The sequence below is a fragment of the Chryseobacterium potabilaquae genome (assembly GCF_902728265.1).
Classification (GTDB): Bacteria; Bacteroidota; Bacteroidia; order Flavobacteriales; family Weeksellaceae; genus Chryseobacterium; species Chryseobacterium potabilaquae.
On record NZ_CACVBR010000017.1, the window covers coordinates 25822 to 46976 of the forward strand.

A 21155-nucleotide genomic window follows, 5' to 3' on the forward strand; every position below is an offset into this window, starting at 1 on the left:
TTGTCTTATAAAATTACCATATGGCAGGTAGACCCAAAATATTTGACAAACAGCAAGCAATCGAAAAAGCCACTGAGGTCTTTAGAAATAAGGGGTATGACATTGCTTCTGCCGATGAATTATTAGATGCAATGGGAATCGGTAAAGGAAGCTTTTATTTAGCTTTCAAAGGTGGTAAGCAAGAACTATATGTTCGATCAATCTGTCAATTTGCAGAAAATTTCAGCCAAAAAATGACTCAATCCATTGAAAATTCTGAAGATCAGATACAATTTATAAAACAGTTGTTTTTGCATCTTGCTGATCCTAAAGACTGCCATGTGGAAAGAGGTTGCTATCTCGGGAATGCCTTGGTTCAACTTTCTGAAAAAGATGAAGCCATTAAAAAGATAACAGCCGAACTATTGAAAGGTTTACAGGAGATTTTTGCGAAAGCCATTAAAAAAGCACAAAGAAATGGACAGTTAAAAACAAAAGAAGATGCTCAAATTTTAGCTTGGCACTTAACCAATTTATGGAATGGAATTCATGTAACGAGACGAATGGAAATTTCACCAACCATTCTTCATTCTCTTATTGAAATGAACCTTCGATTATTAGAATAATTTTTTTATTCAATTTTGTACTAAATAGTACAAAATAAAATTAATATCCAATACTTTAAACATTTATTATGAACATTACAAACAACATCATTTTGATCACTGGCGGAGGTTCAGGAATCGGTTTAGAAATTGCAAAAGCATTAAGCCCTGCAAATACAGTCATTATTGTAGGAAGAAATAAAGAAAAATTAGATCTTGGGGCAAAAAATTTACACAATGTGTTTCCTATTCAGGCAGATATTACCAACGAAAATGATATCAACAGATTGTATGAAGAAATAAAAATAACTTTTGGAGGCTTGAATATTTTAATCAACAATGCCGGAAATGCGTATGTATACAACCTTGCCAATGATGGGGAAATTTATAACAAAGCCATGGCCGAATTTACGACCAATTATTTTGCTCCTCTGCGATTAACAGACAAATTTCTGCCTTTATTAAAAGAGCAAAACGAAGCGGCAATTATCAACGTTTCTTCCATTGTAGGATTTATACCCGGTTCACATATTCCCACCTATTCGGACTCAAAAGCAGCATTACATTCCCATACAAGACTCTTAAGATATGAATTGGCAAAAGAGACCCAGGTAAAAGTCTTTGAATTAATGCCTCCTTTAGTAAATACTGACTTTTCAGCAGAAATTGGAGGTAAAGAAAATGGAATTCCCGCATCTGAAGTGGCCAATGCTTTGGTAAAAGGTCTGAAAGAAAACATCTATGAAATACGTGTAGGAAATACCGAATTAATTTACAAGAACTTCTTTGCAGCCACAGAAGGCGCATTTACTGCTTTTAATAATTAAGTTTTTATTATTTCCGATTAGGAATTAATTTTTCATATTTTATTTTTATCTCTCACAGATTTTGTGAGAGATTTTCTATGTTACTTGGTATCATTTCAACTACTATCCTATTAAAGTTGATAAACTTTTATAGTGATATAAGAGAATTAAAATTTTTCAACAATTAATGAACTCCACAACAAACCAAAATTGAACTCTACAACAAAATATCCAACCGAAATAATCAACAACTTTGTATCGTAATATTTAAATAAAATGAAAAACTTACAAACAAAAACAACCGTTTTAGTAACAGGAGGTACTGGATTTTTAGGCGTTCATACCATCTTACAATTATTACAACAAGGATTTGAAGTAAAAACGACGCTTCGTTCATTGGCTAAAAAAGATAGCATTATAAAAGCATTGGAGAAAGAAGGAATTACCGATTTTTCATCTCTTTCATTTATTGAAGCCGATCTTATGAGTGATAACAATTGGGATCAAGCTGTAAAAGATTGTGATTATGTTCTCCATTTAGCTTCTCCTTTTCCCGCTCAAAATCCAGAAGATGAAAATGAGGTTATTATACCCGCTAGAGATGGGGCTCTACGCGTTTTAAAAGCGTCACGTGACGCAGGAGTAAAAAGAGTGGTTTTGACTTCATCTTTTGCTGCAGTAGGATATAGTATGAATACTAAAGATCATGTTTTCACAGAATCGGATTGGACTGATACAGATACAAGCTCCAACATTTCTGCTTATGTAAAATCAAAAACTATTGCTGAAAAATCTGCCTGGAAATTTATTGAAAAAGAAGGTAACGGTTTAGAATTAACGGTAATCAACCCTGTAGGTATTTTTGGTCCTGCCATTGGTAATATAACTTCTACTTCATTGGATGTGGGAGTTTCAAGTATCCTAAATGGAACCTTAAATTACACACCATCATTTACAATGAATATCGTAGATGTAAGAGATGTTGTCGATCTCCATATCAAAGCTATGCTCCATCCTAAAGCTTCAGGTGAACGTTTTATTGCAGCATCAGAAGGAGTAATGAGTTTCTATGATATTGTAGAACTATTCAAAAAAGAAAGACCTCAATACACCAAAAATATTCAAACATTGGAACCCATTGGAAAAGAGTTTTATAAAAAAATATCCAATGAAAAAGCAAAAACGATCTTACAATGGAATCCAAGAAACCATGAGGAATCATTGCTTGCCAGTATAGATAGTTTAATGACAAATCCATAAATTTGTAAAAGGAAGTTCCTGTAAAACAAGGGTTAAAACAGGAACTTGTTTTAATAATGGCATAGGAAACTAAAACATAAAAAAAGCAAAATTGAAATTTAATAATCTACAGTCTTGTCATTTAGGACCTGAAATATCTTCAGAACAATTTATTCCTGAGCATTTCTTTCTATTTTTGCTAAAAGGTTCTATGGCTTCATATGATGGTCATAAGCACTACACAATGGAACCTGGTGATTATTGCATTGCAAGAAAAAATCATTTGGTTCGATATACCAAATATAAAGAAGAGGATCAATTTGAAAAAGTAATCATTTCTTTTGATGAAATATTCTTAAAAAAATTTCTAGAGCGTCATCCTTATCAAGTGGAACCTATAAATAATAATGATTCTTTTCTATTCATTAATGAAGATAGGCTCATTAAAAGTTTTATTCAATCATTAGAACCTTATTATCAAGGTATGGCACAATTAGATCATGCTTTTGAAGATATTAAGCGAGAAGAACTTTTAATGATTCTATTAAAAAATAATCCTAGCCTGAAGAATATTTTCTTTAATTTTAATATTCCTCATAAAATTGATTTAGAAATATTTATGAATCATAATTTTAAGTTCAATGTAAGCCTAGAACGTTTTGCTTTTATGACAGGGAGAAGCTTATCCACCTTTAAAAGAGAATTTAGATCTATTTTTAATATGTCTCCGGGAAAATGGCTCATCAATAAACGTCTTCAGGAAGCTTATTTTCTTCTAGATAAAGAACATAAAAAACCCACCGATATCTATATTGATTTAGGCTTTGAGGATCTTTCTCATTTTTCTTATGTATTCAAAAAGGAATATGGAATTTCTCCTTCTATATTAAGTAAATCAAACAGATGAAGACTTTATCTTGAGTGAGGTATATGTTGTGGCTAAAATAAACCATCTCATTATTATCTGAATCTCCTATTTCATTTTTAAGAAAAATAAAAAACTCACAGTTTTTTTGAATATATAATAATCCATATTAAATAAATTCATATATTCGTTAGATACAAAATAAGAAAGCTTTTTAGTGAAAATACCATATTAAAAATTACTTTCACAAGCTTTGCCCACTCAATTCAGATAAATATTAAATAATTGTTAGATAATTTCTTAAGAGCGGTATTTACCGCTTTTTGTTTTTTATATAGTGTAATTTTTTCAGATAAATTGAAGTAAACGAGCAAATACTAAGAAAGCGTATCCTTTTGAATACGCTTTCTTATATAAAAAATAAATGAATTAGAATTTTAAGTCACCATTGACTTCTCTTACTGCTTTGGCAGCTTCAGCAAACTTCAATTGCTCATCTACAGTAAGTGTTACATTAACAATTTTCTCTACCCCATTTGCACCAATGATAGCAGGAACACCTAAGCAAATGTCACTTTGTCCATATTCACCTTCAAGCATTAAAGAACAAGGAATCATTTTTTTCTGATCACATGCAATAGCTTGAACCATTACTGAAACAGCAGCTCCTGGTGCATACCATGCAGAAGTTCCTAATAATTTAGTAAGAGTAGCTCCTCCTACTTTGGTTTCTTCGATTACATATTGTTGTTGTTCAGCGTCCAAGAAATCAGTTACAGGAACCCCATTTCTTGTTGCTTTGCTCAATAATGGAAGCATACCTGTATCACTGTGAGCAGCGATAACCATACCATCCACATCAGAAATAGGACTTTCTAACGCTTCAGCTAATCTGTATTTAAATCTTGCAGAATCTAATGCTCCTCCCATTCCAATAATTCTGTGTTTTGGAAGACCAGATGTTTTGTGTACAAGATATGCCATAGTATCCATTGGATTAGATACAACAATAATAATCACATTTGGAGAATGCTTTACTAAGTTTTCTGTAACTTCTTTCACAATTCCTGCATTGATACCTATAAGCTCTTCTCTCGTCATCCCCGGCTTTCTTGGAATACCTGAAGTAATCACTGCAACATGAGAATCAGCCGTTTTACTGTAGTCTCCTGTTGTACCTGTAATTTTTGTATCAAATCCATTAAGTGATGCTGTCTGCATTAAATCCATAGCCTTACCCTCAGCAAAACCTTCTTTAATGTCTACCAAAACTACTTCTGAACAGAAGTTTTTCATTGCGATGTATTCTGCACAGCTTGCTCCTACAGCGCCTGCACCTACTACAGTTACTTTCATAATGTATTTACTTTTAAATTATTATTTAGTTTAAAATTGAAAACCCCCAAATTTAACAATTCCCGAAAAATTGAGCAATTTTTCGGGAATTTTAATTATATTTTAAAGAAGCTTAATTGAGGTTAAGTAAGAATGTATATAATTTTTTTGCTCCAGATAACACTTCATTGTAATTTTCTTCTTTCACATTAGTATCAAGAACTTCTTTAAAGGTTTTCCACATCGAACCCGTATTTTCGTGATAACACCCAAAAAAATTGAATGTAACATTTTCAAAGCCTCCTGTTTTAGAAAGTTGTTTTGCAATTACATGGCCTCCTAATGTAGAACCTTCAATCACATATAAAGCTCCTAATGCTTCATTTTCATCATCAAATTCAATATCATAAGAAGGTATTGTCTCCTTTACAGAAAGACTCTCCAAATCCATTTCAATAAGAAATAGCTTTTTTCTTTCTATCAATTGGAGCTTTCCTTCATAGGTACTGGAAAGACTATTGAATATTTTGTCTTCCGAATTCAATAACATGACGTAGTTTGTAACTATAATTTTCTTATAATCTTCTAAAGTAAAAGTCCGGTTAAAAATTTTTTCAGAGTTAAAAAGCTTTTCTGCAGCATCATGGTATTCTGCAGTATTACGTTTAAGATATTCCGATAACATAATAAGGGATTTTAGTTTATCTCAAAATTAAGGTTTTTTAAACGTTAAAATGAAAGAGGTTCCTTCTTTATTACTTTCATAATCAACACTCCCTCCAATTCTACTCATAATTCGATGAACAATTGATAGACCTACCCCATTTCCTTTAAAATTCTTCGCATTATCCATTCTACTAAAAATTTTAAACATTCTATGTTTTTCTTCTTCAGGAATCCCAATTCCATTATCTGAAATGGTATAAATAATAGAGGGGCCCTCCTCTACACCTTCTACTTCAATCCTTGGATTCTCTTGATTAGAAGAGTATTTTATAGCGTTATTGATAATATTTAAAAATACTTGATGAAGCAATGTTTTATCAGCAAGTACTTCAGGACATTCTTTAATGATCACCTCACTATTCATACTATTATAAGTAATCTTAGCGTTTTCTGAAATTTTATGAATCGTATGTAGAGTCTCCAAGCTTTCCAATTCTATTTCACTATGTTTTGCCCTACTCAACTGTAAAACATCATTCATCATTTCCGACATGCCGTCGATTTCTTCTATAATGGCATTGATTTTATATTTACTCTTTTCTGATTCACTTGTGAGCATATTCAGAAGCATTTGAGCGTTCAGCTTTATAACCGTTAAAGGAGTCCCTAGATCGTGTGATATGGTGTATGAAAAACTATCCAATTCTTCATTGACTTTTTTAAGCTCATCATTAAGACGTTTAATCGCACTATAATTTTTATGGGAAGTTTCTAAAATAAGATCTCTTACCGCCTGTATAGCGTTTATATTTCTAGCATTCCATCTCTTAGAGTTTCCTTTAATATTTTCGGTAAAAATATGGAAAGAAGTTCTTGGAGAAATGATTTGTTTATCCTCGCCATTTTGTGAAAGTACACCTATCTTTTTATCAGGTTTTCCTGCCCAACTGATATGTTCATCAAATTCCTTTCGGAACCAAATCAGCATTTCATTTTTAGATCTTTCCGCAAAATAGATCGCAATCCCGGCAGCCGTTTCATCTAAACCTAATTCTTCCCCATAGTCTTTAAGAAAGCTACGACTTACAAAAATACTTTCGTAGGTATTTTCATGCGCCCATAGAACAATTTTTTCAAGAATATCCCAGGAAGGAGTGACTCCATCTCTCACCACTTGTTCATCCGAAATAATAACAAGTCCATCTGCCTCCGCTAACTCCTTAATTTCTGTTTTACTCTCCACTAATGAATCAAACAAATTACTATGTTTTAAAAATTCAGTTTTTAGTTGAGAACATTTTTTATTTAGGCTTAAACGATATTTTAATTCTTTTTTTGATTTGAAAGAAGAATAGGCATTGGATGCTAAAGCAGTAAAAACACCTGCTTGTACACGATCTTCTAGATCAATATGTTTCGGAGCAGAATTTTGACAAGTCACCAATCCCCAAAGATGGTCGTCAATAATAATTGAAATACTAAAACTGGAAGAAGCTCCAGAATTTTTAACATACTGAGCATGAACAGGTGACATCCCTCTAGAGGCCGTAAAAGAAAGATCAATAGGGTCTACATTTTTACTCAAAAGCGGAACAACTTCCGAATATACATTACTGAAAATTCTTTTCCTTTTTTTAAGATAAAGTTCTCTTGCTTGCTTAGGAATGTCAGATTCTGGATAATGTAATCCCAGATAGCTTTCCATATTTTCCGCTCTCCGTTCAGCAATCACTTTTCCCGAACCATCCATCATAAATTTATAAATCATCATCCGATCATAATTCACAATATTAGAAAGGGTACTTAACAATTGATCCCAAATATCTTTCTCATCCTCAATAATATAGAAATTATCATATTTATTAGTAATTCGCTTGTTAGGATTATCCATTACTTCTTCAAACTCTAAAAAAATATGTCCCTTATTCTTAAAAATAGAAAAGTGATACTCTTTTTTCTTAAAAAAAACCTTATCAAAATGGGTCTCGTTTTCTCTTTTGGTAAATCTTTCTAGAGAATTATAAATATCAGAATTAATAATACTTTCAAAACTTTCAGGGAAATCTATAAGTCTTTTATCGAAAAGTTCTTCTTTATTTTCGATATCAAAAATATCTTCAATATTCCCGCTGAAAAAAGTAATGGTGTGAAATTTCGCATCAATACCAATCAGATAACCAAAACTTTGTATATAACCCGGAATATGAATGGGCTCTTCATGACACTCTACAAAATTCATATGATTCATTAACCTACCAAATATAACGCTTTTTTTTAATCAATATTGCTTTATATTAATTAAATATAAAAGAAAAGGAAAGATTAATTCTCTAAAATATATAACCGCCGTAAACCTGCTAGCATTGTATGAAAAATGACTTTTTTACAACTTTATCTACGTCGATTTCCGACACATCAATTTTTCTAAAAAAACATACCCAATTACAATTAAGAACACAAAAATAACATTAATCGTAAAAATTATAAATTAATTAAAGCAAAATAATTAAATTTATATCACCAAACACCCAAAATAAAGTGAACTGAAAAAATTAAATTATCTATCTTTCACTTATAATTTCAATAATATAACTATGAAAAAATTCTCTTTACTCTCTTTTCTTTTCATTTTTTTTCTAGGAATATGGAGTTCCTCAGAAGCATGTACAAGAGTGGTTTACAAAGGACCCGATAACACTGTCATTACCGCTCGTTCTATGGATTGGCGTGATGAAATACCTGCTAATCTATGGATTTTCCCAAAAGGAATACACCGTACCGGAGAAGTAGGTCCTCTATCATTACAATGGACTGCAAAATATGGAAGTATCATTAGTAGCTCTTGGGATATTGCAACCTCAGACGGAATGAATGAGAAAGGATTAGTTGCTAATTTATTATGGCTTGGAGAATCACAATATCCTAAATTTGACCCTAAAGGCCAGCAAAAAGGAATCGCCATATCTTTATGGGCACAATATTTTCTTGATAATTTTGCAACTGTAAAAGAAGCCGTTGAATACTCAAAAAATGATCCGTTTATCATTGTAAGTGATTATATCCCAGGAACCGAAAGATTCGCTACTGTACACCTTTCTCTATCTGATGCTACAGGGGATAATGCCGTTTTTGAATATATCAATGGAAAACTTGTTATCCATCATGATCCATCTTACACTGTAATGACCAATTCTCCAATATTTGAAGAACAGCTTGCATTGAATAATTATTGGAAAGGTATTCCGGGAACCGTTATGCTGCCTGGTACCAATCGTGCTGCAGATCGCTTTGTAAGAGCATCATATTATATTAATGCTATTCCTCAAACTTCTAACATAAGAACTGCCATTGCAAGTACATTCAGTGTGATCAGAAATTGTTCTGTTCCTTATGGTATTTCTTCAGAAACAGAGCCTAACATATCTTCAACCAGATGGCGTTCCGTTTCGGATCAAAAAAATCTTGTTTATTATTTTGAAACAGTCTTTACCCCCAACACTTTTTGGGTGAATTTAACCGATTTTGACCTAAGCGCAAAAGGTAAAATAATGAAACTCGATCTTAGTAATTTTCAAACATACAACGGAAAAGCAAACAAAGACTTTAAAGATTCAAAGTCCTTCAAATTTTTAGGTCTTAATTCTTAAAATAAAAATTCATACTCAATAAACTATCTATTATGATCTTTTTTTCAAAAAGAAAGAGGTGTCTGCCATTGTACTTTCTTTTATTTACCTTTTCAATAAAGGCACAAGTGCCGGATTCCCTACAAACCCAACCTGAGGAAGATAATGTGAAATATCCACAACTTCTAATCAAAGGTCTTTTTCAAGCCCGTTATCTCGTAGGAATGACTAAAGATGTGGATGTAAATGGCCTTCAGCATAGCGATGAATCAGGTACAAGCAATAGCTTTATGGTTAAATACATGAGGGTTCAGGTACATGCTCAGATCAGTAAAAGAACAGAGGTTGTTGCCTTGGTCAATTTAGCCGATTTTAAGAATGATCCTAAAACAAGAGTTCTTGAGAATGCCTATCTGAAATACACATTTAACCCTAAACTCGCTATTACAGTAGGACAATTCAGACCTTGGTTTGGCCTTGAAGAAACCTACCCTATTGACATTATCAAATCATTAGACTGGTCCAATCAGTATTTAGAATTCGGAAAACTCGGTTGGACTAGTTTCCAAATAGGAATGTCTGCTACAGGACAACTTAAATTGGGTGAAATCCCATTTCAATATGGAGTTTCAGTGGTAAATGGGAATGGAAAAAATCAAGTTAACGACAATAATGATGGAAAGCAATATTCAACAAGATTAGTTTTCGAGCTCTCTAAAAAATATAATTTTAATATGGGTTTAAATGGGGGAATTGGTGATGTTTTTAGTAAAAAAGTATATGCTTTAGGAATAGATTTTAGCTCTCTTATTAATTTTAATCCTAGATGGTCTTTGGATATGCAGCTAGAAGCAAAACAGGCAACCAACCATCCCTTATATTTTGCTGTAGATCCGGAACTTCGGCCTAAAAACCCTGATGAATATTTAATTCGAGGTGCTTATTTTCTTCCAGATGTAAGATATAAAATTGATCACAAAAATCTGAGTGCACTTGAATTCTCATGTCGTTACGAATATTTAGATAGTAATTTCAGATTAAACTCAAATCCTAGACAAACTATTACCCCGATGCTTGGCTTAGAATTTTTGAAAAATTATGGCGCAAGAATTCAACTGGGTGTACAGTTTGACCGCTATAAACACCAAATTGCAAATACATCACAATATAATAATAATCTATTCATTATTCAGGTACAGAGTAGATTCTAATTACTTAAACTTATAATCATGAAAGAAATTAATATCAAAAACGTAGCAATAACATTGACTATTGCTATTATTATTTGGTTTATCCCGGTACCAGATGGTGTAACTGAAAATGCATGGCACCTTTTTGCTATTTTTGCTGCAACAATATTGGGAATCATTCTAAAAGCCGCTCCCATGGGAACAATGTGTATGATGGCAATAGGATGTACGGCTCTTACACAAGTAGTCGCACCGGGAGATGCCGGAAAATCAATCACAAAAGCTCTTTCCGGTTTTGGAGATAAAGTAATTTGGCTTATTGGGATTTCATTTTTTATTGCCCGTGGTTTCATTAAAACAGGATTAGGAAATAGAATTGCTTTTTTATTTATTAGAATTTTTGGAAAAAGCTCTTTAGGTCTCGCCTATGGATTAGGATTAGCTGACGTATGTTTAGCTCCGGCTATTCCAAGTAATACAGCAAGAGGCGGTGGTATTATATATCCTATTATGAAATCAATGGCTATAAGCTTTGATTCTGTCCCCGATAAACCGGAAACTCACAGAAAATTAGGCTCATATCTTACATTGAATAGCTATTATATGAATCTCATTGCTTCCTCTATGTTTTTAACAGGAACTGCCAGCAACCCTATGTGCCAAAAATTTGCAGCCAATCTGGGAATCAATATTACTTGGATGTCTTGGGCTGCTGCAGGATTTGTTCCCGGGCTGGTCGCTTTTTTCGTTGTTCCTTTAGTATTATACAAATTATACCCACCTGAATTAAAAAAAACAGGAGACGCTCCTAAAATGGCAGCCCAAAAGCTTAAAGAAATGGGACCGATTTCAAAAAATGAATGGCTCATGTTATTGGCATTTTTTATATTATTGGCTTTGTGGATATTTGGAGGTACACTTTCCATTGATGCAACAACAACAGCTTTTATTGGCCTAACCCTTCTGTTACTTACCTCTGTATTAACATGGGAAGACGTAAAATCAGAAAAAGGAGCTTGGGATACCATTGTTTGGTTCGCTGTTCTGGTTATGATGGCCAGCTCTTTAAATGAACTTGGATTTATTGGTTGGTTTAGTGATCTTATTAAAGCTAAAATTGGAGGACTAAGTTGGCAGGTAGCATTCCCTGTTATTATTGTAGTCTATTTTTTCAGTCACTATATTTTTGCCAGTGCGACGGCTCATGTGGCAGCTATGTATGCCGCATTATTAGGTGTAGGCGTAGCGGTAGGGATTCCTCCTATGTTATTAGCTATGATGCTTGGTTTCTTAGGCTCAATTTATGGAGTTCTTACCCATTATGGTCATGGTCCTGCTCCCGTTTTCTTTGGTAGTGGATATGTTGAACTAAAAGCATGGTGGCTAAGAGGTCTCGAAATAGGAATTGTACTATTAATTATCTATATGATTGTTGGTGGACTTTGGATGAAAGTTTTAGGATATTATTAATCATTAAAATTAAAAAAATGCAATCAACGTTATTAAGTAAAATGTTGATGTGTCTTACAGGTCTTTTCTTAAGTTTCTTTTTGTTAATACATTTTTTAGGAAATCTTCAGTTATTTTTACCTAAAGAACAAGCACATCTTCAATTTAATGCTTACTCCCATTTTTTATCGGGAAATATTGTGATCAAAACTATTTCCTATATCTTGTATGCAAGTATTATTCTTCATGCTTTAGATGGTTTACTTATTACCTTAAAAAATAAAAGATCAGCCGCAAACTATCAGACCGACAGACGTGGGAGAGCTAGTAAATGGTACTCTAGAAATATGGGAGTATTAGGAACACTTATACTAATTTTTCTCGTTATCCATTTTCAGAATTTCTGGTATGTCTACAAATTTGGGAATCTGCCGTTGGATAAGAATGGCAATAAAGATTTGTATATCCTTGTGGTGAATGTTTTTAAAGAATGGTGGTACGTCCTTATCTATATTATTTCTATGATTGCATTAGGTTATCATCTTATCCATGGGATTTACAGTGCGATTAGGACCTTAGGATTGTATCATCCAAAATTTATAAGATGGTTTAAAATCGTTGGAATTGCATATTCTGTAATAATCAGCCTTGGATTTACCTTAATGCCGATTTATCTATTTTTCACTTATCACTAAATTGAAAGATTATGATTTTAAATTCAAAAATACCAGAAGGCCCGTTAGAAAAAAAATGGGAAAATTATAAAAAAACGGCTAAGCTTGTCAATCCTGCTAACCGAAAAAAGCTGGATGTTATTGTGGTTGGAACAGGATTAGCAGGAAGCTCTATTGCTGCATCTTTAGGAGAAATGGGTTATAATGTAAAATCTTTTTGTTTTCAAGATAGTCCCAGAAGAGCTCACTCTGTAGCAGCACAGGGAGGAGTAAATGCTGCTAAAAATTACAAAAACGATGGCGATAGTATTTACCGAATGTTTGTTGATACATTGAAAGGGGGTGATTTCCGAGCCCGAGAAGCCAATGTGTATCGAATGGCAGAATGTTCATTGAACCTAATTGATCAAGCTGTTGCTCAAGGTGTTCCTTTTGGAAGAGAATATGGAGGATATCTGAATAATCGTTCTTTTGGTGGAGTTCAAGTAAGTAGAACATTTTACGCAAGAGGCCAAACTGGGCAACAATTGCTTTTAGGAGCATATCAGGCATTGATGAGACAAGTGGGTAAGAAAACAGTACAATTATTTTCCAGACACGAAATGCTTGATTTAGTCGTAATAGAGGGAAAAGCAAGAGGAATTATCGTAAGAAATTTAGACACCGGAAAAATTGAAAGACATGCTGCCCATGCAGTAATTTTGGCAACAGGAGGATATGGTAAAATTTATTACTTATCCACCTTGGCGATGGGCTGTAATGGGTCTGCTATTTGGAGAGCCCACAAAAAAGGAGCATTAATGGCTTCCCCAAGCTGGATTCAGGTACACCCTACTTCTCTACCCCAGTCCGGAGACTATCAATCAAAATTAACCCTCATGTCCGAATCCCTCCGAAATGATGGCAGAATATGGGTACCTCTACATAAAGAGGAAAATCGCCAACCCAATGATATCCCTGAAAATGAAAGAGATTATTACTTGGAAAGAAGGTATCCTGCTTTTGGTAATTTAGCTCCAAGAGATATTTCTTCAAGAGCTGCAAAAGAAAGAATTGATGCAGGCTTTGGAATTGGGCCTTTAAAAAATGCTGTTTATCTCGATTTCTCTAAAGCAATCAAGGAACAAGGAAAAGAAAAGATTGAAGAAAAATATGGTAATCTTTTCGATATGTATTTAAAAATCACAGGATATAATGCCTACGAAGAACCCATGATGATTTCTCCGTCCGCCCATTTTTCAATGGGAGGTCTTTGGGTAGATTATGAATTAATGACCACCATTCCAGGGTTATTTGCTTTAGGAGAAGCTAATTTTGCAGATCATGGAGCTAATAGATTAGGAGCCAATTCCTTACTCCAAGCTTCTGTTGATGGATACTTTATTGCGCCTTACACAATTGCCAATTATTTGTCTAATGAAATTCATACCGGAAAAATTTCAATTGAACACCCAGAATTTGAAAAAGCAGAACAGATCGTAAAAGAGCAGATCAATCATTTAATCAATATTAAAGGGACAAAAACAGTTGACTATTATCATAAAACTTTAGGCAAATTACTGTACGAGTATTGTGGTTTAGCTCGAAATGAAAAAGGATTAAAATATGCTATTGAAGAAATCCGAAAACTAAAAAAGGAATTTTACAACGATGTAAAAGTTTCTGGTCATGAAGATACAATGAATACCGAATTGGAAAAAGCAGGCCGTGTTGCCGATTATTTTGAAATAGGCGAACTGATGTGTTATGATGCATTAACACGAAACGAATCTTGTGGCGCCCATTTTCGGGAAGAGTTTCAAACCCCTGATGGAGAAGCCTTAAGAAATGACAACGAATTTCAGTTCATATCCGCATGGGGATGGGCAGGCGAAAATAATGAGCCAGAACTCATCAAAGAACCCTTAATTTTTGAAGAAATACAACCTACCGTAAGAAGCTATAAATAAAAAATAAAGCTCATGAATTTACATCTGAAAATTTGGAGACAAAAAGATCGTCAAAGTGAAGGAAAACTGTATAATTACAGTTTAAAAGACCTGAACCCTCATATGTCTTTCTTAGAAATGCTGGATACCTTAAACGAACAACTTATTCTTGAAGGTAATGAACCTGTTGAATTTGATCATGATTGTCGTGAAGGAATTTGCGGACAATGTGGAATGATGATCAATGGAATTGCTCATGGACCTTTAGAACATACCACAACATGCCAACTTCATTTACGCTCTTTTAAAAATGGGGAAACCATTATTATTGAACCATTCAGAGCAGCTGCATTTCCTATAAAGAAAGATTTAAAAGTAGATCGATCAGCCCTGGATAGGATTATATCCTCAGGAGGTTTTGTTTCAGTGAATACAGGTCAAGCAACCGATGCAACAACAATCGCTATCACTCATCAAACGGCAGAAGAAGCATTTGATTCCGCAGCATGTATTGGGTGTGGAGCATGTATTGCCACTTGCAAAAACGGAAGTGCCGCTTTATTTACCTCAGCAAAAATTTCACACATGGCCTTGCTACCACAAGGGAAAGAAGAACGTAACCAACGAGTTCTCAATATGGTTAAACAAATGGACTCTGAGCATTTTGGACATTGCTCCAACACAGAAGCATGCGAAATAGAATGTCCACAGGGTATTTCTGTATTAAATATCGCAAGAATGAACTATGAATATAATAGGGCATTATTTTTTAGAAAGAAATAATGCTAATCTGAAATATAATCTTTGAAAATTATTCAATAATGGCAACAACTCTAGCGGGAGCTGCGGATCCTCCCACAATTTTAAGGGGAAATACACAAACCTTAAATCCTGTAGGAGGTAATGCTCTCAGGTTTGTCAACTGCTCTATGTGCAGATATTCTTTTTCTATACCAACGCGATGCCCTTCCCAGAAATATTCCGGATCGTTCAACTCTTTTGCTTTTTGAGCCATAAATTTCAATGGTAAATCCCATCCCCACTGGTCAATTCCCATTACCTTTACTCCTTGATCGATCAGCCATTCTGTAGCCTCACGACTTATTCCTGTTCCTTTATTTGGAAAATCCGGCGTTCCCATCAATTGATCTCGGTCTGTTCTTATCAAAACAATATTTCCTTTCCTAATGGTAATTCCATTTTTATCAAGATCTTTCTTTAAATCATCCACAGTAATTGCTATGAAATCTGCTTTATGACTACAATCAATTACAATTCCTTCGCCATAGCACCATTCCAAGGGGATCTGATCAATTGTTTTGGCGGGTTTACCTTCCACCATAGGTCCATAATGCCAAGGAGCATCAATATGGGTTGTGGCATGAAGTCCCATATTTTTGATACAATCATCTGCCCATCCTACCCAATTTTTAGGAAATAATCTTAAAGGAAGTCTTAATGCAAGACGAATCAACCAATGTGATTGACGATGTGACTTATGTTTAATCTTTACCTTCATGAACCATGGATCTCCAGCATTATACTGAATAGGTTTAGAAAGATCAATGATTTGGTGTTCCATAAGCCATAGATATTAATTTTTAATTCAAATTAAACTTCCTTATCAAAATAGAGCATATAATATTTTCCTTTTTCGTCCTGACCTTGAGCAATCATTTGTCGGTCACCATGGATATAGATATGGAAATTTTTATCTAATTTAATGATACTTTTAAAATGTCTTTGTGTTTTTTTCACTGCTGCCTCACTGATTGGAAACTCCTCTGCAATATTAATCTGCATATCCTGCTCATAATCGGTCTTAAAGTTATTAAAACTTTCGATCACATGCTCATCTCCTAATACCTCATTTGCAAATTCATCCAGTTTAAACTCTTCTTTTTCTTTAAAGAAATTGATCGATTTATTCAAAAAATCAGCCTGATCAGCTTTTGAGACTTCAAATTCCTGTGGCAATTGCTTCGTGATATAATCTTTATAGACCATTAAAGCTTCTTGTGTATGAAAATATTCATCATCCCGTTGTTTAACTTTTAAAAAATCCTCGAACCAATAATACATGTCTCCATTTTTATTATTGTCTACAACAGAAAGTACATATCCTGTTTCTTTATCGTTATTGTAGATTAAAGCTGCTTTATCAATTTTAGACAACCCAATTCCTTGGTCTTTCTCGATATCAAAAGTTTCATTTTGAGGGAAGATTTTCAGGAAAGATTCTCTTTTTTCAGTTTTAAAAATTCCAATTTTATCCACTTTTTCACCATTTTCTCTCTCATCTTCAAAATATACAATAAACAACTCTCCTCCTTGAACTCTTGGATTTTCTGCAGCTTCAAAAAGATGCTTTGCAATATTCTCAGACTCCCAAAGAAACTTGGCTTTATCATCAAAAATTTCGGATACAGAACTATAAATCGGATTATTTACCAAATAAGAATCGCTGTAAAACTGAAAAGTTTCTTCCGATTTAAAAGAGCCTAAAAAGTAGTTTTCAAGCAATTCTATCATGCCCTCATCCAACCTCAACTCTTCTTGGGAAAGTATTAAAGATTCTCCATTGATTTTATTTCCTACTCTATGTACTACGATTTTTGAAAACATTGTCTTGAATATTTGGAGTGCAAAGATATTAATTATATCAAACAATCCATATTATTTCATTCTGATAAAAACCTTATCATTTTGAGAAGCTCTACTTATTTAATCGCATTTACAAAAACATAGCAACATATTAATTTACAACAACTTACACAAAAACAATATTCAAAGGAATACAATTGGCTTCATTTTTCTAAAAACATGAGAACATGAACCTAAAAACCTTAAATAGAATCGATAAGCTAAGAAGATTAAAAAGCAAAGGCCCCAAAACACCACAATGGTTAAAGCCCTATCATATGGTCTTGATTGCTTTTTTCCTCCTCTTCATTTTCAGTGTATTTATAAAAGTTGTAGAACAAAATAACAAATAACAATGGATTATTTAATGACCTCTCAAGAAATTACAGAAATGATTCCTTCTATTCAATATGAATTAAAAGATAGCAAGGTGCAAAACTCTTATAATGTGATTCAAACCTTTACAAATCATATTAAAAATATGATCAGACAAAATGATAGAAATATTTTATTTGAATGTATCAAAAAAATGAATTATATTTATACAAACGGTGACAAAATGTTAAAAGATGCTATAGAAGGCACCTTTATTTATTCCATAGACAACTATACTTTGTTTTGCAATGAAGAATATAAGAAAAAGATTTTTAGTCATATATCAAATGAGTTACAAAAAATACATTCAAGACAAATTTATAGCCCTAGTATATGAATATAATTAGTTCCTATTTTATACAATAAATCAAAGCAAAAAAACATAAAAAAAACCATTCAAAATCAATCATTTATGAAAACAAAAATCAGAAAAGTATCCGATTGGAAAACTAAGGAAACTACTACTATCAAAAACAATTTAGAAATTCTAGCCACTCACATTGCAGTGATTATAAGTACATTTATTTTTGCCTTGTTTTTATAATTTTGGTACAGTTTTCGCAGCGATAACTGTGTTCTGAAAAATATTTAATTATGATGAATATGCAAATGAAAACTATTAATCCCAAAATAGCTATAGAATATTTAAAGTTTTTCTATCCTCCTCTTCAAAAGGAAATCACTCAACTGTCCGTACAGGACAATTTTGCAGGGGTAATTCAAACAACCGTTGATTATTTAAAAAAGCTTTTACAAGAGTCAAAAGTCAATATTATTTCCCATCACATTAAACTGATGGACTGGTTGTATAGGAATGGTAATTCTTATGTGAGAGATATTATAGAAAATCTTTTTGTGAGATCATTTGAAAGTTTTAAAAAACATGCTAAAATACAGCATTGGAAACTTTTATATCAATATATGCCTATAAGTTTCCAAATCATTTATAATGAACAACAGAAGCAGGATAAAATTTTCTTTGGTAAGTAAAAAAGATGTCAATAGAAAGCTTTGAGCAAAATATAAACTGCAAGAAAAAGCTTAGATAAAATTAAACAATATTCTTATATGAAAGAGTTCGGTATAGTACCGGACTCTTTTTCCATTTAAAGAAATCCAAGTCCTAACTTTTTAACTTACATACTTGGTTGGATAGTATCTTGGATTTTTTCCTTTTAGATTAGGGGTGAATACTACAATATTATCTCTATACAAATTAACCTTTATTTCTTTTCAAAAGCTTTTTGAATGATTTGTTGCTCCTCTATACTCAGTTTGGTACTTTTTTCTAGTTTTGTAAGAAAGGTTTCCACTTCTTCAGGTGTTGCGGGTGAACCTAAATTATCTCCATTGTTATCAAACGAATCCGTAATGAGATTGCCTTTTGGATCCAATATCAACCAGAAAGGTAATCCTGCATTTTCACCTTTATATTGAGTTATCATCTCTTGTCCTCCAGGATTTTCAAGGCTTTTCTTATCTCCTACTTCCTGAACATCAATATAGGCTATTACAAAATTTTTGTCGAATATGGGCTTTACTTCTGGAAGATTCATATTGTTTTCCATTGTCTTACACCATTTGCACCATGAAGCATGAAACACGACAAGAACATTTTTGTTATGGGTATTCGCTTCCTGATATGCCTTTTTTAAAATTACATCTGCATTTTCCTGTGCGAAACTCAATTGAAAAAACAATAGTCCTAGTACTACAATTACTTTAGACATTTTCATCTCTTTATGTTTTTAATTAATTATTCAACAAATATAAACAATGTTGAAAATAATAAAAATACCCCTAAAAGTAAGATACTTTTTAGGGGTATTATATGTAATTAACTCGGTAAGTTATTTCTTCTTCAAAAATAACCATATCTAATTACCAGTTATTTATAATTCTAAGGTACAAATAAGATACAAAATTAGAGTTATAGCTTAATAATAAAATGTCGTTATCGGCAAATATATGATAGATTTTAAGTTTTAAACAATCGCCTTTTGCCGATAAGAATAAAAGAAATTGGAGTTTCTCACTTAAATAAATCTGAAAGCTGCCTGCATTAATTCTTGCTCTGATCTTGAAATACCAATTTTATGAGCGATTTCTTTCCATCGTTTTACGGAATTGAAAACTTCGTTCAATATTTTGTTCATTTCAGATTGATTTAATCTAAAAAAATCGCCTACGCTTTTAGCTAACTCAAAATCTAATGCATTGTTATCCATATCAATATTTAAAGCTAAACCGTCTTTATCAATGGAAGGGTTTAAATCATAAGCTGGAGATAATACCCAACCTTCATTGTTCAAAATAAATCCATGATTGCGAAGATGGTCGTCCGTATTAGAAACAGCAATATTAAAAACGATTCTTCGCCACAATTGGTGCAAATTTTCGTTGACCGTACGACCATAATTCTGAATAAATTCCACTATATCCAAATAACTTGCCGGTTGATTTTTAATCGTGTCTTCATTGTTTCCTGTCATCGTCATTGCCGATGAAAAATGAATTCTTTCCTGAGTGACTCGATCAAAGCGTTTAGTAAAAAAGGTGTGATAAGTTCCACTTACTTTTTCAATTTTACATTCTGCCATTTCGATTCCGGCTTTTATCGCTAATTGGTATGTTAAATATTCCCAAGCGGCTTTATCAATTGTATCATTTTTGGAAGGGAATTTCGCAATCCAAAGTTGATTCTTATCGTCTAAAATATTGGCTTTGGGTCTTGCACCCCCCAAGGAAGATCCTGGTGCTATTAATACTTTAAGCCATTTATTTATCGCTTCGTCCTCCGCATCATTTTCATAATGAACAACCGCTTGTTGCAATTCCCGAACCGTTGACCAAGGCGGTGTAGATTTTTCGGAGTCATTATCTAAAAAATCTCCATCAGGATCCAATTTAAACCGAAATGCCCCCATTCTTGTTTCGTCAAAAACGCCCAATAAATAATCAATATCATACAACGTTTTAGGATTTTCGCCTTTCGCTTTGGCTAACTGAATTTCACGACGTTTCATTAATGTTCGTCCCCAAGTATCGGGCATGCTGTCTAAGAAAATTCCGAAATTCTCTTTATTATTTGGAAATTGTTGCCCAGAATAAAATTGAATATCAGGATCAATCAGCCTTTGAGCATTGGATTTTAACCAATTTTTGTCATATTCAAAACTAAAAGCCTTTCGTCCTTTGGCTTGATGTACAGATAAAATACCTAACAACACCGGTTCGACTAATCCAAGCCAGTGTGCATAAACATAGATACCGGTTTTATTTGTTGCCATTTTATAATAGATCTAAATCTTGTAGTTTTCTACCCAATTCATCATCAGATGCCAATTTTAAAAAATCGTTTTGCAAGCCTAATACACGCAATACATTAAAATAAGTACCCATTGCCACGCTACTATCACCTTTTTCTACTAAATATAACGTAGAACGAGCAATACCTGCACGCTCAGCAACTTGTATTGCCGTTAGCTTTCTACGCTTTCGAGCTAATTTTATGTTCTCGCCCATTTGCTCTAAAATAGCAGTGTGTTTGGGTAAAACAATTTGCTTTTTCATTTAAAATGATTGTTATTTCATACAAAAATAAACAAAATGATTGAAATATCGAACATTTTCGAAATAATTGGATGTATAATTCTTGATATTCTTTACTCAAAAAGTATAAATAGTCAGCAAAAAGTGCACTGATTGGGGAATTTCAGAATATATTCTTGGTAATATTCAAACATAAAATCACCATCGTTGGTTTCCGTAACGA

General features: G+C 33.1%; 21 protein-coding genes. 13 read left to right on the forward strand and 8 right to left on the reverse strand.

Features of this window, described 5'->3' with window-relative positions:
• The first annotated feature begins 20 nt into the window (after positions 1-20).
• From CHRY9293_RS10395 to CHRY9293_RS10410, 4 genes are all read left to right on the forward strand, one after another.
• The gene (locus CHRY9293_RS10395; protein WP_162032915.1) at positions 21-605 is read left to right on the forward strand and encodes a TetR/AcrR family transcriptional regulator; all 585 of its coding nucleotides are present in this window, start codon (positions 21-23) and stop codon (positions 603-605) included.
• A gap of 68 nt (positions 606-673) precedes the next feature.
• The gene (locus tag CHRY9293_RS10400) at positions 674-1411 is read left to right on the forward strand and encodes an SDR family oxidoreductase (protein ID WP_162032916.1); all 738 of its coding nucleotides are present in this window, start codon (positions 674-676) and stop codon (positions 1409-1411) included.
• A gap of 255 nt (positions 1412-1666) precedes the next feature.
• On the forward strand, positions 1667-2650 hold the full coding sequence (locus CHRY9293_RS10405) for an SDR family oxidoreductase (RefSeq protein ID WP_162032917.1): 984 nt from the start codon (positions 1667-1669) through the stop codon (positions 2648-2650).
• Between the two features lie 91 nt (positions 2651-2741).
• Positions 2742-3536 carry a helix-turn-helix domain-containing protein gene (locus CHRY9293_RS10410; RefSeq protein WP_162032918.1) on the forward strand — a complete coding sequence of 265 codons (795 nt, stop codon included), beginning with the start codon at positions 2742-2744 and terminating at the stop codon, positions 3534-3536.
• A 387-nt stretch (positions 3537-3923) separates the two neighbouring features.
• Here CHRY9293_RS10410 and CHRY9293_RS10415 read toward each other — a convergent pair whose 3' ends face one another.
• The 3 genes from CHRY9293_RS10415 to CHRY9293_RS10425 form a co-directional block, all read right to left on the reverse strand.
• On the reverse strand, positions 3924-4850 hold the full coding sequence (locus tag CHRY9293_RS10415; protein WP_122546525.1) for a malate dehydrogenase: 927 nt from the start codon (positions 4848-4850) through the stop codon (positions 3924-3926).
• A 112-nt stretch (positions 4851-4962) separates the two neighbouring features.
• Positions 4963-5514, reverse strand: coding sequence for a biliverdin-producing heme oxygenase (locus CHRY9293_RS10420; protein ID WP_162032919.1), 552 nt, complete (start codon positions 5512-5514; stop codon positions 4963-4965).
• A gap of 27 nt (positions 5515-5541) precedes the next feature.
• Positions 5542-7734, reverse strand: a complete 2193-nt coding sequence (locus CHRY9293_RS10425; RefSeq protein WP_162032920.1) for an ATP-binding protein — start codon at positions 7732-7734, stop codon at positions 5542-5544.
• Between the two features lie 355 nt (positions 7735-8089).
• On the opposite strand from CHRY9293_RS10425, the gene CHRY9293_RS10430 reads away from it, so the two are divergent.
• Genes CHRY9293_RS10430 through CHRY9293_RS10455 form a run of 6 tightly spaced genes read left to right on the forward strand, consistent with a single transcriptional unit; the run spans position 8090 to position 15145 of the window.
• Positions 8090-9142: a linear amide C-N hydrolase gene (locus tag CHRY9293_RS10430; protein WP_162032921.1), complete on the forward strand. Its 1053-nt coding sequence runs from the start codon at positions 8090-8092 to the stop codon at positions 9140-9142.
• 32 nt (positions 9143-9174) lie between these two features.
• Positions 9175-10332, forward strand: coding sequence for a porin (locus CHRY9293_RS10435; RefSeq protein ID WP_162032922.1), 1158 nt, complete (start codon positions 9175-9177; stop codon positions 10330-10332).
• An 18-nt stretch (positions 10333-10350) separates the two neighbouring features.
• Positions 10351-11781, forward strand: a complete 1431-nt coding sequence (locus tag CHRY9293_RS10440) for an anion permease (protein ID WP_162032923.1) — start codon at positions 10351-10353, stop codon at positions 11779-11781.
• Between the two features lie 17 nt (positions 11782-11798).
• Positions 11799-12455 carry a succinate dehydrogenase cytochrome b subunit gene (locus tag CHRY9293_RS10445; RefSeq protein WP_162032924.1) on the forward strand — a complete coding sequence of 219 codons (657 nt, stop codon included), beginning with the start codon at positions 11799-11801 and terminating at the stop codon, positions 12453-12455.
• A gap of 11 nt (positions 12456-12466) precedes the next feature.
• Positions 12467-14383, forward strand: coding sequence for a fumarate reductase/succinate dehydrogenase flavoprotein subunit (locus tag CHRY9293_RS10450; RefSeq protein ID WP_162032925.1), 1917 nt, complete (start codon positions 12467-12469; stop codon positions 14381-14383).
• Positions 14384-14395: 12 nt separating this feature from the next.
• Positions 14396-15145, forward strand: coding sequence for a succinate dehydrogenase/fumarate reductase iron-sulfur subunit (locus CHRY9293_RS10455; RefSeq protein ID WP_162032926.1), 750 nt, complete (start codon positions 14396-14398; stop codon positions 15143-15145).
• Positions 15146-15173: 28 nt separating this feature from the next.
• On the opposite strand, the gene CHRY9293_RS10460 is transcribed toward CHRY9293_RS10455, so the two are convergent.
• Both CHRY9293_RS10460 and CHRY9293_RS10465 read right to left on the reverse strand, forming a co-directional pair.
• Positions 15174-15944: a cyclase family protein gene (locus CHRY9293_RS10460; protein WP_162032927.1), complete on the reverse strand. Its 771-nt coding sequence runs from the start codon at positions 15942-15944 to the stop codon at positions 15174-15176.
• Positions 15945-15973: 29 nt separating this feature from the next.
• Complete coding sequence (locus CHRY9293_RS10465) at positions 15974-16987, reverse strand: nucleoid-associated protein (protein WP_122546517.1); 1014 nt, start codon at positions 16985-16987, stop codon at positions 15974-15976.
• Between the two features lie 373 nt (positions 16988-17360).
• On the opposite strand from CHRY9293_RS10465, the gene CHRY9293_RS10470 reads away from it, so the two are divergent.
• The 3 genes from CHRY9293_RS10470 (at position 17361) to CHRY9293_RS10475 (ending at position 18370) form a co-directional block, all read left to right on the forward strand.
• Positions 17361-17717 carry a DUF7674 family protein gene (locus tag CHRY9293_RS10470; RefSeq protein ID WP_162032928.1) on the forward strand — a complete coding sequence of 119 codons (357 nt, stop codon included), beginning with the start codon at positions 17361-17363 and terminating at the stop codon, positions 17715-17717.
• Positions 17718-17792: 75 nt separating this feature from the next.
• Complete coding sequence (locus CHRY9293_RS18880; RefSeq protein WP_262887569.1) at positions 17793-17924, forward strand: hypothetical protein; 132 nt, start codon at positions 17793-17795, stop codon at positions 17922-17924.
• A 50-nt stretch (positions 17925-17974) separates the two neighbouring features.
• Positions 17975-18370 carry a DUF7674 family protein gene (locus tag CHRY9293_RS10475; RefSeq protein ID WP_162032929.1) on the forward strand — a complete coding sequence of 132 codons (396 nt, stop codon included), beginning with the start codon at positions 17975-17977 and terminating at the stop codon, positions 18368-18370.
• Between the two features lie 233 nt (positions 18371-18603).
• On the opposite strand, the gene CHRY9293_RS10480 is transcribed toward CHRY9293_RS10475, so the two are convergent.
• The 3 genes from CHRY9293_RS10480 to CHRY9293_RS10490 all read right to left on the reverse strand — a co-directional run bounded on the left by CHRY9293_RS10480 (position 18604) and on the right by CHRY9293_RS10490 (position 20953).
• The gene (locus tag CHRY9293_RS10480) at positions 18604-19116 is read right to left on the reverse strand and encodes a thioredoxin family protein (RefSeq protein WP_162032930.1); all 513 of its coding nucleotides are present in this window, start codon (positions 19114-19116) and stop codon (positions 18604-18606) included.
• Positions 19117-19416: 300 nt separating this feature from the next.
• On the reverse strand, positions 19417-20670 hold the full coding sequence (locus CHRY9293_RS10485; protein WP_162032931.1) for a type II toxin-antitoxin system HipA family toxin: 1254 nt from the start codon (positions 20668-20670) through the stop codon (positions 19417-19419).
• Between the two features lies 1 nt (position 20671).
• On the reverse strand, positions 20672-20953 hold the full coding sequence (locus CHRY9293_RS10490; protein ID WP_162032932.1) for a helix-turn-helix domain-containing protein: 282 nt from the start codon (positions 20951-20953) through the stop codon (positions 20672-20674).
• Positions 20954-21155: the final 202 nt, after the last annotated feature.

Coding starts and splice junctions, on each gene's coding strand:
- CHRY9293_RS10395 (WP_162032915.1), top strand. CDS start 21: ATGGCAGGTAGACCCAAAATATTTGACAAACAGCAAGCAATCGAAAAA.
- CHRY9293_RS10400 (WP_162032916.1), top strand. CDS start 674: ATGAACATTACAAACAACATCATTTTGATCACTGGCGGAGGTTCAGGA.
- CHRY9293_RS10405 (WP_162032917.1), top strand. CDS start 1,667: ATGAAAAACTTACAAACAAAAACAACCGTTTTAGTAACAGGAGGTACT.
- CHRY9293_RS10415 (WP_122546525.1), bottom strand. CDS start 4,850: ATGAAAGTAACTGTAGTAGGTGCAGGCGCTGTAGGAGCAAGCTGTGCA.
- CHRY9293_RS10420 (WP_162032919.1), bottom strand. CDS start 5,514: ATGTTATCGGAATATCTTAAACGTAATACTGCAGAATACCATGATGCT.
- CHRY9293_RS10425 (WP_162032920.1), bottom strand. CDS start 7,734: ATGAATTTTGTAGAGTGTCATGAAGAGCCCATTCATATTCCGGGTTAT.
- CHRY9293_RS10430 (WP_162032921.1), top strand. CDS start 8,090: ATGAAAAAATTCTCTTTACTCTCTTTTCTTTTCATTTTTTTTCTAGGA.
- CHRY9293_RS10435 (WP_162032922.1), top strand. CDS start 9,175: ATGATCTTTTTTTCAAAAAGAAAGAGGTGTCTGCCATTGTACTTTCTT.
- CHRY9293_RS10440 (WP_162032923.1), top strand. CDS start 10,351: ATGAAAGAAATTAATATCAAAAACGTAGCAATAACATTGACTATTGCT.
- CHRY9293_RS10445 (WP_162032924.1), top strand. CDS start 11,799: ATGCAATCAACGTTATTAAGTAAAATGTTGATGTGTCTTACAGGTCTT.
- CHRY9293_RS10450 (WP_162032925.1), top strand. CDS start 12,467: ATGATTTTAAATTCAAAAATACCAGAAGGCCCGTTAGAAAAAAAATGG.
- CHRY9293_RS10455 (WP_162032926.1), top strand. CDS start 14,396: ATGAATTTACATCTGAAAATTTGGAGACAAAAAGATCGTCAAAGTGAA.
- CHRY9293_RS10460 (WP_162032927.1), bottom strand. CDS start 15,944: ATGGAACACCAAATCATTGATCTTTCTAAACCTATTCAGTATAATGCT.
- CHRY9293_RS10465 (WP_122546517.1), bottom strand. CDS start 16,987: ATGTTTTCAAAAATCGTAGTACATAGAGTAGGAAATAAAATCAATGGA.
- CHRY9293_RS10470 (WP_162032928.1), top strand. CDS start 17,361: ATGGATTATTTAATGACCTCTCAAGAAATTACAGAAATGATTCCTTCT.
- CHRY9293_RS18880 (WP_262887569.1), top strand. CDS start 17,793: ATGAAAACAAAAATCAGAAAAGTATCCGATTGGAAAACTAAGGAAACT.
- CHRY9293_RS10475 (WP_162032929.1), top strand. CDS start 17,975: ATGATGAATATGCAAATGAAAACTATTAATCCCAAAATAGCTATAGAA.
- CHRY9293_RS10480 (WP_162032930.1), bottom strand. CDS start 19,116: ATGAAAATGTCTAAAGTAATTGTAGTACTAGGACTATTGTTTTTTCAA.
- CHRY9293_RS10485 (WP_162032931.1), bottom strand. CDS start 20,670: ATGGCAACAAATAAAACCGGTATCTATGTTTATGCACACTGGCTTGGA.
- CHRY9293_RS10490 (WP_162032932.1), bottom strand. CDS start 20,953: ATGAAAAAGCAAATTGTTTTACCCAAACACACTGCTATTTTAGAGCAA.